9 protein-coding genes are annotated in these 9,520 nt (G+C 45.1%); all 9 read right to left on the bottom strand.

All coding sequences use genetic code 11. The features are described 5' to 3' along the window. Nucleotides 1-512: 512 nt before the first annotated feature. Nucleotides 513-2,111, bottom strand: a complete 1,599-nt coding sequence (locus G9G53_RS15680; RefSeq protein ID WP_165148836.1) for a LysM peptidoglycan-binding domain-containing protein — start codon at nucleotides 2,109-2,111, stop codon at nucleotides 513-515. Nucleotides 2,112-2,270: 159 nt separating this feature from the next. After that, the gene (ilvE, locus tag G9G53_RS15675; protein ID WP_165148833.1) at nucleotides 2,271-3,155 is read right to left on the bottom strand and encodes a branched-chain-amino-acid transaminase; all 885 of its coding nucleotides are present in this window, start codon (nucleotides 3,153-3,155) and stop codon (nucleotides 2,271-2,273) included. A gap of 17 nt (nucleotides 3,156-3,172) precedes the next feature. Then, nucleotides 3,173-4,072: a prephenate dehydratase gene (gene pheA, locus G9G53_RS15670; RefSeq protein ID WP_029518431.1), complete on the bottom strand. Its 900-nt coding sequence runs from the start codon at nucleotides 4,070-4,072 to the stop codon at nucleotides 3,173-3,175. Further along, complete coding sequence (thrB, locus tag G9G53_RS15665; RefSeq protein ID WP_165148813.1) at nucleotides 4,069-5,037, bottom strand: homoserine kinase; 969 nt, start codon at nucleotides 5,035-5,037, stop codon at nucleotides 4,069-4,071. Before thrB ends, pheA begins: the two co-directional genes overlap by 4 nt. A 27-nt stretch (nucleotides 5,038-5,064) precedes the next feature. Next, a complete protein-coding gene (locus tag G9G53_RS15660; RefSeq protein ID WP_029518429.1) occupies nucleotides 5,065-6,351 on the bottom strand; it encodes a homoserine dehydrogenase in 1,287 nt (428 codons plus the stop codon). Between the two features lie 43 nt (nucleotides 6,352-6,394). Next, the gene (locus G9G53_RS15655; protein ID WP_013311587.1) at nucleotides 6,395-6,832 is read right to left on the bottom strand and encodes an ACT domain-containing protein; all 438 of its coding nucleotides are present in this window, start codon (nucleotides 6,830-6,832) and stop codon (nucleotides 6,395-6,397) included. Nucleotides 6,833-6,989: 157 nt separating this feature from the next. Beyond that, nucleotides 6,990-8,300: a GTPase ObgE gene (gene obgE, locus G9G53_RS15650; protein WP_029518428.1), complete on the bottom strand. Its 1,311-nt coding sequence runs from the start codon at nucleotides 8,298-8,300 to the stop codon at nucleotides 6,990-6,992. Between the two features lie 13 nt (nucleotides 8,301-8,313). Beyond that, nucleotides 8,314-9,051 (bottom strand): Spo0B domain-containing protein, encoded by a 738-nt coding sequence (locus G9G53_RS15645; protein ID WP_029518427.1) that lies wholly within the window; start codon nucleotides 9,049-9,051, stop codon nucleotides 8,314-8,316. 146 nt (nucleotides 9,052-9,197) lie between these two features. Next, nucleotides 9,198-9,515 carry a 50S ribosomal protein L27 gene (rpmA, locus tag G9G53_RS15640; protein ID WP_039272574.1) on the bottom strand — a complete coding sequence of 106 codons (318 nt, stop codon included), beginning with the start codon at nucleotides 9,513-9,515 and terminating at the stop codon, nucleotides 9,198-9,200. Nucleotides 9,516-9,520 lie beyond the last annotated feature (5 nt).

Here is a 9,520-nt window from a genome sequence, read left to right as displayed (position 1 = left end):
AACTCTCCATTAAAGACCAACCGAAGTTGGTTTATAGAAAGAGCGATAAGCTCATGTTGAAACTGACGAGATAAAAATATCTCTTGTTTGATTTTGCGAACAAAATCGTTTTACTCACTCGTTGTTCAGTTTTCAAAGATCAAACCTACATCATATCTCACTTTGTTTCACCACCGCATCTCTGCGGCGACTTAAATAATATATCATGTTTTCCGCGTCTTTGCAACACTTTTTTTAAGAGAATTTTATAATCAACTCTGCTTTGTTTTCGTGTTGCTAACTATCTTGTAAAAGACAGCTATAAGAATATACCACATATATAAGCTTAGTAGCAACACCTTTTTTAAAAAATTATTTTCTCATCTTTAAAATCACTGCATTTAAATAAAGAGACCATTATTCCCTCAAGCAGAATAACAGTCTCTTTAACATTCATTTCTTTCTCTTAATGACTAATAAAGCCGGGGCACTACTAGGAGTCTCTCTTCTTTTACTTTTTACTTTTAGCCACGTCAGTCCCTAATCCATGGATTTTTACGCGAACGAGCACTATAGGATGAGGAACGAGTTTCTCCTCCAGTTGAATTACGGGATTTTTGCTTCTTATGAGTAGCATTTTTACTGGAAACCTTGACTTTGGACGTCTCTTCTTTGGATGTGCTGCCAGAGCTGTCTTTTGATTTACCTTTACTCACGCTACGATCCTTTGTTTTAGAAGAAGAATCAATTTCATTTTGGGATGCTATAGTCAGATTGTTACCTACCTCCTGCGTTCCTGGAATTGCTGGTGCCGACTGGACGTTCTCTTCCCGGCATCCACAGTCTGGCATAAACATATAGGGTGTTGTATATCCCTCTAATGGATACATAGGTGCATTCCCATGCGCAAACGGATGATAAGGGGAATTCGCAGATTGTTGCCCTTGTAGTTGGCTATAGTCGGATACGTGTCCAGCCGCAGGCAAACCATATGGAGGTCCTCCCCATGCCTGGCTCCATTGACTGCTCTGGACTGTACTCTCTGAATACTGCGGCGGATGCCCTTGATGGATAAATGGAGGATAGACAGGATAGGATGCATTTTCAGACGCTTCATGGCTCGGATAATATCCGGGGGCGCAGCAATCTGAATAGGCAGGATAAGGAGTTGGATAGGCATTTATAATTGGTGTCTGCACAGGTCCCCAGCACCATGGATGCTCACAGTCATGATGATAGCCCTGATCAGAAACTACAGTAGGAGAGGCATATTCTGCTAAGGAGGTATTTATAGGCGCTTGAGGAGACCCAATCCCCGGATACCACGAGTTCGGCATTGCATTTATTTGTGGGCTATAATCAGATGTCGGCTGTTGTATCGACCACTCGGAATTTACCATCGGCTCCGATTTTGTGCAGCCGCAAAACTTTTCAGCTACAGGTTGCTTCACAACAGTTGTAGGAAGCTGTGGCTTAGATGCAATCGGTTGGGTGACTATAGGTTGCATTTGAGGTGGAGCAGGTGGTGTAACTATGGGCTGCATTTGAGGTGGAGCGGGATTTACGGGTGCCATAGGAACTTCAGGCAGTTTTAATTCAGGAAGCTTAGGAGGATTCACTGTTTCTTTCGGCTGTGTCATCTCCTCTTTAGGGCTAGGCATATTCTCCGGCTCAGGCTGTGTCATCTCTGCCTTGGGCTGGGTAAGTTCTTGCTTAGTGGGGGATTCAGGTTTAGGCTGTGTCATCTCTTCTTTGACTGCGGTATTTTTTTTATTCTCAGTAAAATCAGAATTCTCTTCTTTGTAGTGTGGAATATTAACTGTTTCTCCAACCAGTAGTGCATTCGGGTTTTTAAGCTGGGAATTGGCATCAATAATTAGCTTGAGCGGTACATTCCACGCCTTGGACAATTTCCACAATGAATCTCCTTGCTTAACCTTGTGTTGATATACCGTTGACGGCTGTGTTTCCATCGTGACAGGCTCTGTCGGAATTTTAATTTTCTCTCCGATGCTCAACTGATTAGGGTCTGCCAATTGGGGATTGGCGGCAATAACTTTCTCCAGCGTCACATTATACTTCTGTGCCAGCAAGTATAGAGTGTCACCTTTTTTGACGATGTGTATTTTCACAGGTCACAAACCTCCTAGACTTTCGTTCGGGCGGGATAAACGCCCGGCTTCTGTTATTACATCCTATGCACCTACCGGGCGAATGACCCCATACAAACAAAAAAATCCTTTTAACTAAATACTCTCGCGAGCATTCAGTTAAAAGGATTCGGTTTTATTTTAGTCCTGCCACACTTTGTAGCCATCCTGATCCACGATCTTCCGGAATTCAGTCAGGAGCTCCAAAGTCACTGGGCCAGCAACGCCGGAGCCGATCGTACGACCATCCACCTCATAAGCTGCAATAACTTCTGCCGCAGTTCCTGTAAAAAACACCTCGTCCGCAACATATACATCATGCAGTGTAAAAGGTTGTTCCTTAAGGGAGTACCCAAGCTTAGCACACAAATCGATAATAGCATTACGAGTAATTCCTTCAAGCGCTCCCAAATAGCAAGGAGGTGTATACAACACTCCGTTTTTGACAATGAAAATGTTGTCTGCAGAGCCTTCCGTCACATATCCTTGGGAATTGAGCATAATAGCCTCACCTACACCAGCATAGTTAGACTGGATCTTCACGAGGATATTGTTGAGATAGTTCAATGATTTAATCTTCGGATTCAAAGCATCCGGGATGTTGCGACGCTGAGAGACAGAAATTGTCTTCAGGCCAGTCAAGTAAGCTTCTTCTGGGTAAATGGCGAGCTGCTCCACGATAATGATGACACTCGCCTTCGCACAACGAAGAGGGTCTAAACCTAGATTTCCTGCACCTCGGGATACAACTAGACGGATATATCCGTTACGCATTTCGTTAAGACGAATCGTTTCAGCCATTGCTTCCAACATTTCATCAGAAGACAACGGAATGTTTAATTGAATGGATTTCGCAGAATCATACAGGCGCTCCAAGTGCTCCTTACATTTAAAAATATTCCCGTTATAAATACGAATGCCTTCAAATATACCGTCTCCGTACAAGAATCCATGATCATATACGGAAACCTTTGCGTTTTCCTTAGTCACATGCTGCCCATCCAGATAGATCCATTGTTCTGCCATTAAAATCACACCTCCGATTAATGTTCCTTTAAAATAGGTTCGATCGCTGCTTCAACATACTTGTAGCTTGGATAAGAGCCAAGAACACGTACATGGCACCCCAAAGCCTCGATCTCTGCAAAGGCTGCCGGAAGTAGCACGGAATGCAGAGATTCCAAAACTTCAATGTAAAAATAATAATTCCCCAATTGCTTTTTGGTTGGACGCGATTCAATACGGGACAGATTTAACCTGCGCCATGCAAATGCGGATAAAACCTGATGCAGCGCTCCCGGGAAATCCTGCGGCGGCGTGACCAAAATACTGGTTCGCTGACCTTCAGGCGTACCCGGGAGACTTATAGGTTGATGACCGATCAAGACAAAGCGGGTAAAGTTGTTATCGTGATCCGTCACTTTGCTGGCCAAAATATCCAATCCGTGTTTGGCAGCCGCAAGCTTGGTTCCGAGAGCGGTCCAGCCTTTACCGGGGTTATGTTTAACAATTTCGACGGCTTCCGCCGTACTTCCTGCACTCTCCAACTCGGCCTGAGGAGCGGAAGCCTGTATGAATTCTTTACACTGGGGAAGCGCCACAGGATGAGACATAATTTTGACCACTTTGCTCAAATCTAGCTTGTCCAAATCCTTCGTAAATTCACTGCGATGACCAATAAGATTTTGAATTGAAGGATATACCCATTCCGCCTGCATTTGAATGTCTACTTCATGTACAAGCCAATCCATATGCAAACTTACAGAGCCATCAATCGTATTTTCAATGGGAATTACACTATAGTCTGCCTGACCCTTGTCTACTGCCTGAAATACGTCCGCGATATGTTTGTAAAAAAGTAATTCATGGGACGTATCTCCTAACAAATACTTAATCGCTTCATGAGAAACAGTCCCCTCAGGAAGAAGTGCAATTCGTTTCATATCGTAAGTTCCCCTTTAATCATATCCATAAAAGGGAGAGTATTCCCTTCTGTATATACTTTAACTCCTTCATTCTCAGGGCGCAATTTTAAAACAGAAGCAGTGATCCCCTCTTTGTTCATGGTATCCGTTAAATACTGCTCCAGCTCTGCTTTCCGATTTTCCCGCCGATCTGTCAATGCCAGCAACGTTGGTCCAGCCCCACTTAGAGCCACACCCAAAGCACCATAATGGTGCGCATCCTGCAAGATCTCTGTCATACCTGGCACAAGTGCCGCGCGGTAAGGCTGATGAAGCTGATCACGCATCGCTTCAGCGATTAAGTCGGTTCGCCCTGATGCCAATGCTGCTACCAACATGGAAGCATGACTTATATTATATACAGCATCCTTCAATGATACTTGTGCGGGTAGAACCTCTCTGGCTTTCGACGTGGACAGCTGAAAATCTGGAATAACTACCATAACCTCCAGATTGGTATCCGGTTCAAGTCGTAAATGCCTAGCACGCTCACCGTCCCACATCGCTGTAATAATACCGCCAAACAGAGAAGCTCCAACATTATCCGGATGTTTTTCAATGGCGCTTGCCATATCGAACAACTTGGAATCCGGCAGAGGCGAGCCAATCAACGTATTTGCAGCGACCAAGGCGCCCACAATGGCGGAAGCACTGCTGCCCAAACCACGAGTGAGTGGAATATCTGAGTACATCGAAATATCGAGCTCAGGAACTGATACACCCGCTTCCCGAAAAACCATTTGTGCTACCTTGAAAATCAGATTAGTTTTATCTTGGGGAACACCATTCATTTCATCTCCGTATAAATGAAAAGCCGTCTGTTCGGCCTCCTTCATTTCAATCCATGCATATAAGGACAACGCCATGCCCAATGTATCAAAGCCCGGACCCAAGTTGGCCGTACTCGCGGGCACACGCACTCTTGCTGTTTTTAAAACGGTCATACAGACAATTCCTCCTGCTTTTATTGACTATCCCTCTACTCGATATACGCTCTTGATGCGACGGATGACGTCCAAAGTTTCAAAATGCTCCAAAACCTTTTTCATACTTGCTTTACTGGCTAAATGAGTCACGATAATAATTTCAGCATCGGGGTTAACCTCATTCGGTTGCTGCACAACAGATGCCAGACTGACATCAAATTCAGCAAATACTTGCGTAATCCGTGCCAACACCCCTGCTTTATCATCCACATGCAGAAGCACGAAGTTTTTGAAATACACATCTTCGTCGTTACTAATTTTTTTAGGGTTGTAAGGAACGATGGCTTTAAGCCCATTGACACCAAGTTTGAGATTTTTCACTACAGCAACTAAATCGGCTACAACTGATGTTGCCGTCGGCATTTCACCTGCACCCGCACCATAAAACATGGTTTCACCCACTGCTTCACCATGCACATACACCGCGTTGAATACCCCGTTCACCGAAGCCAATGGATGTTGCTTGCGTACCATGGTCGGCTGAACGTTAATCGTAAATTCATCACCCTGGCGCTCTGCAATGCCTAGCAATTTCATTTCATATCCTAGTTTTTTAGCAAAAGCAATATCTTCACTGGTTACCTTTGAAATGCCGCTGACACTTACATCCTTGAGCTCTACATTAGAGCGGAAACCCAGCGTGCCGAGAATTGCCATTTTACGGGCTGCATCCAGTCCTTCCACATCTGAGGTCGGATCGGATTCAGCATACCCAAGCTCCTGTGCTTCCTTGAGAACTTCCTCGTACGAGGCCCCTTCCTGACTCATTTTGGTTAAAATAAAGTTTGTCGTACCGTTCACAATCCCCATAATGCGGGTAATGCGGTCGGAGGAGAAACCTTCAATTAGTGTACGAATGATCGGGATACCACCCGCTACACTCGCTTCATAAAAAATATCACACTGCTTTTCCTGCGCCTTTGCTAATACTTCAGAACCGTGCAAAGCCATTAAGTCCTTATTTGCCGTTACGATGTGTTTACCCCGCTCCAGCGCTTCAAGAATGTACTCCTTCGTCTGATCAACGCCGCCCATGACTTCGATAATTACATCAATTTCAGGGTCCCGAATAACTTCCCATGGGTCCTCAGTAAGTTTGCTCGTCTCCACTTCAATGGAACGATATTTTTCTATGTTTTTTACAGCTATTTTTTCAATGATGATCGGTGAACCGACTTGTCTGCTCAAGTCTTCCTGATTGCCTTCTACGATTCGAACGACCCCCGTTCCTACCGTCCCCAAACCTAACAATCCTACTTTGACCGGTTTCATCCATTCCCCTCCTGATAACTTTTATCTAATGAACTGTATTGCCTTAACCTTGCCCAATCAGGCGAACACGTTTGACTCCAGAGATATCTTCCAAGCCCTCCAGTAGAACACCCAACTCTTCACTGAGTCTGGACATTTCTACCGAGATGACTACGTTGGCTCTGCCTTGCAGTGGAATACTTTGCTGAATCGTCAGCACATTGCCTCCGAAATCTGCCACTCTGCCAAGTACCCTGGACAACATTCCGGATTGATGTTCCAAATCAATAGAGATATTAACAATTCGCTCACGCTCCAGCTGGTTAACCAAATGTATGCCATCCTTATATTTATAAAAGGCGCTTCGGCTTAGCCCAACTTGCTCCACGGCATCATGCACGGTTTTAACATCTCCTGAAGCCAGCAGCAGTTTCACCTGTATTGTCTTAACAATAGCTTCAGGCAAAATATCTTCCCGTACCAAGTAATAGCGCTCTTTCAAGAACGTCCTCTCCTCAAAGACTTATGTTTTTGTATAGAGGACATTATATCGAAACTCATGAAAATCGGCAAGCAAACAATGCAAAAAACGGCTACTGCCTTCTATAGAGTTTCCTATAGTACAGTAACCGTTCAGGTTTTAGACCTTTATTTGAAATTTAGTAGTAGCTGCTGCCTTCAACAAATTCGAACTCGAAATCAGCAATGCGTACAGATGTACCATCTTTGGCGCCACGCTTGCGTAACTCAGCATCCACACCCATGTGGCGTAACGTTCTTGCTAATTTCAAAATGGCATCATGCGAGTTCAACTGCATGCGCTTCATCATGCGCTCAATTTTAGGGCTCTGCACCACGAATGTATCGTTTTCACGTACAATTGTAAAGCCCTCGTCTTCTGCTGTATCCAGCTTAAATACCTTACGTTCATTAACTTCTGCTACTTCCTCAACAACCGGCTCGTCCGGTATTTGATCCAGCAAATCAGCAGCCCGGTAGAGCAGTTCCTTCACACCTTGACGTGTCAGTGAGGAAATAGGCATGATTTCAAGATCAGGACGTATAGAAGCAATCTGCTCTTTGAAGTGAGCCAGGTTTTCTTCAGCTTCCGGCATATCCATTTTATTGGCCGCCACAATTTGCGGACGCTCAGCCAATGCTGAATTATATTGCTTCAATTCGTCGTTAATTTTAGTCCAATCTTCAAACGGGTCACGTCCTTCGGAGCCCGCCATATCCACGACATGGATAATAATACGCGTCCGCTCAATGTGCCGCAGAAATTCATGTCCCAGCCCAATACCTTCATGAGCCCCTTCAATTAAACCAGGCAAATCCGCCATCACAAAATTACGATGATCACCCACATCCACAACACCCAAATTCGGAGTAATCGTTGTAAAGTGGTAGGCCCCAATTTTCGGTTTTGCGGAAGATACAACCGACAACAAGGTAGACTTCCCAACACTAGGAAACCCGACCAAGCCTACATCAGCCATTACTTTTAACTCAAGCGTGATATAACGTTCTTGTCCCTCTGCACCGTTCTCAGCCAACTCAGGCGCTGGATTACTCGGCGTAGCAAAACGGATGTTCCCGCGCCCTCCGCGTCCTCCTTTAGCTACGACGACTTGTTGACCATGACGTGTCATATCTGCTACTACTTCACCAGTATCATCATCTATGATGACCGTTCCCGGCGGTATACGTACGATCATGTGCTCCGCATTGGCTCCGTGTTGACTTTTGTTACGACCTTTCACTCCACGCTGGGCTTTAAAATGTCGTTGGTACCGAAAATCCATCAAGGTACGCAAACCCTCATCTACACGGAAAATTACATCTCCACCGTTCCCTCCGTCACCACCACCTGGGCCACCTTCAGGAACGTATTTCTCACGACGAAACGCAATTAATCCGTCTCCGCCGTCTCCGCCTTTAACAAAAATCTTCGCTTTATCTACAAACATGGTTACACCTTCCTTATGTCTGGCACTGCATCCGAATTTGAAACATTTCGCCCGTAGGGAGCTTCTCTGTTCGAATGCGTTCACTTCCGGGTACGGATCTGACCCGCTTAAGGATATTCAAATCCGCAGGTATGTCACTTCCTTCAAAACGGACGATAACATCATTCTGATCCATACCGAAATAAAGTGTCAATCTGCGCACTTCTCCCCAGGACGACCGGCCCCCGCCATATTGATACGCACGCACCGTTTCTATGACGGCCGAGGCAAGCGACTCGCCGTCTTCGGGAGACATGACAGCGTCTAACTTTAACTGCTCCTCAACCTGTACCGACAACTGTAAATTACCGGCGTTCACGCGAAAAGACTGTAAATAAAACACCAGTGAGGGAATACCCAACTTAGATATTTTACTGTCTTCCGCCACGCGCCCTTTTATTGTTTCCACATAAGCAACAGATTTATCATGCTTATTCATGCGAATATATCCATAAAGCACCTGCAAGTCATTCATCCAGTCATGCCGATGATGGTTAAGCATTGCAATCGCTGTACGCTCAAAAGAACGCAAAGCAGCTTTCCGCTCATACTCAACCTGTCTATTCGTATACCACATACCAAAACATGCAGCAACTACAGACCATACTGCTAATAAGATAATCGTTAATACTTCGGGATAGAGCAGTGAAAAAACCAAAGGAATCAGAATGGAACCCAACGCCAGATAAGGCGCTCTTATCCGCTGGAACATGGCTTCTCTCCGTTCTGCGATAATTAAATGGATTATTAAAGAACCTTAATCCAGTATAGCACAGACTAACTTTCCAGTTCATTACCATCATGCAAAAAAGCCTCCGACAAAAGTGCCGGAGGCTTTTCAGCGTGTCTAAGCCGCTATTAAGCTTCTACAGTAGCTGCTACTGGAGCAACGTCGATCGGGTAGATGCTCACCTTTTTGCGATCACGGCCCCAACGTTCGAACTTCACAACGCCGTCCACTTTCGCGAACAGGGTGTCGTCCTTACCGATGCCCACGTTCGTGCCCGGGTGAATTTTCGTTCCGCGTTGACGAACCAGGATGCTACCGCCGGTAACTGCTTGACCGTCAGCACGTTTCACTCCAAGACGTTTCGATTTACTGTCACGTCCGTTTTTTGTGGAACCTACACCTTTTTTCGATGCGAATAATTGAAGATCCAATGTCAATTTCAACATGATGT

Source organism: Paenibacillus sp. EKM206P, assembly GCF_011066155.1.
Taxonomy (GTDB): domain Bacteria; phylum Bacillota; class Bacilli; order Paenibacillales; family Paenibacillaceae; genus Paenibacillus; species Paenibacillus polymyxa_D.
The sequence above is the reverse complement of the archived record's forward strand: the minus strand, read 5'-3'. Positions and strand labels throughout refer to the sequence as shown.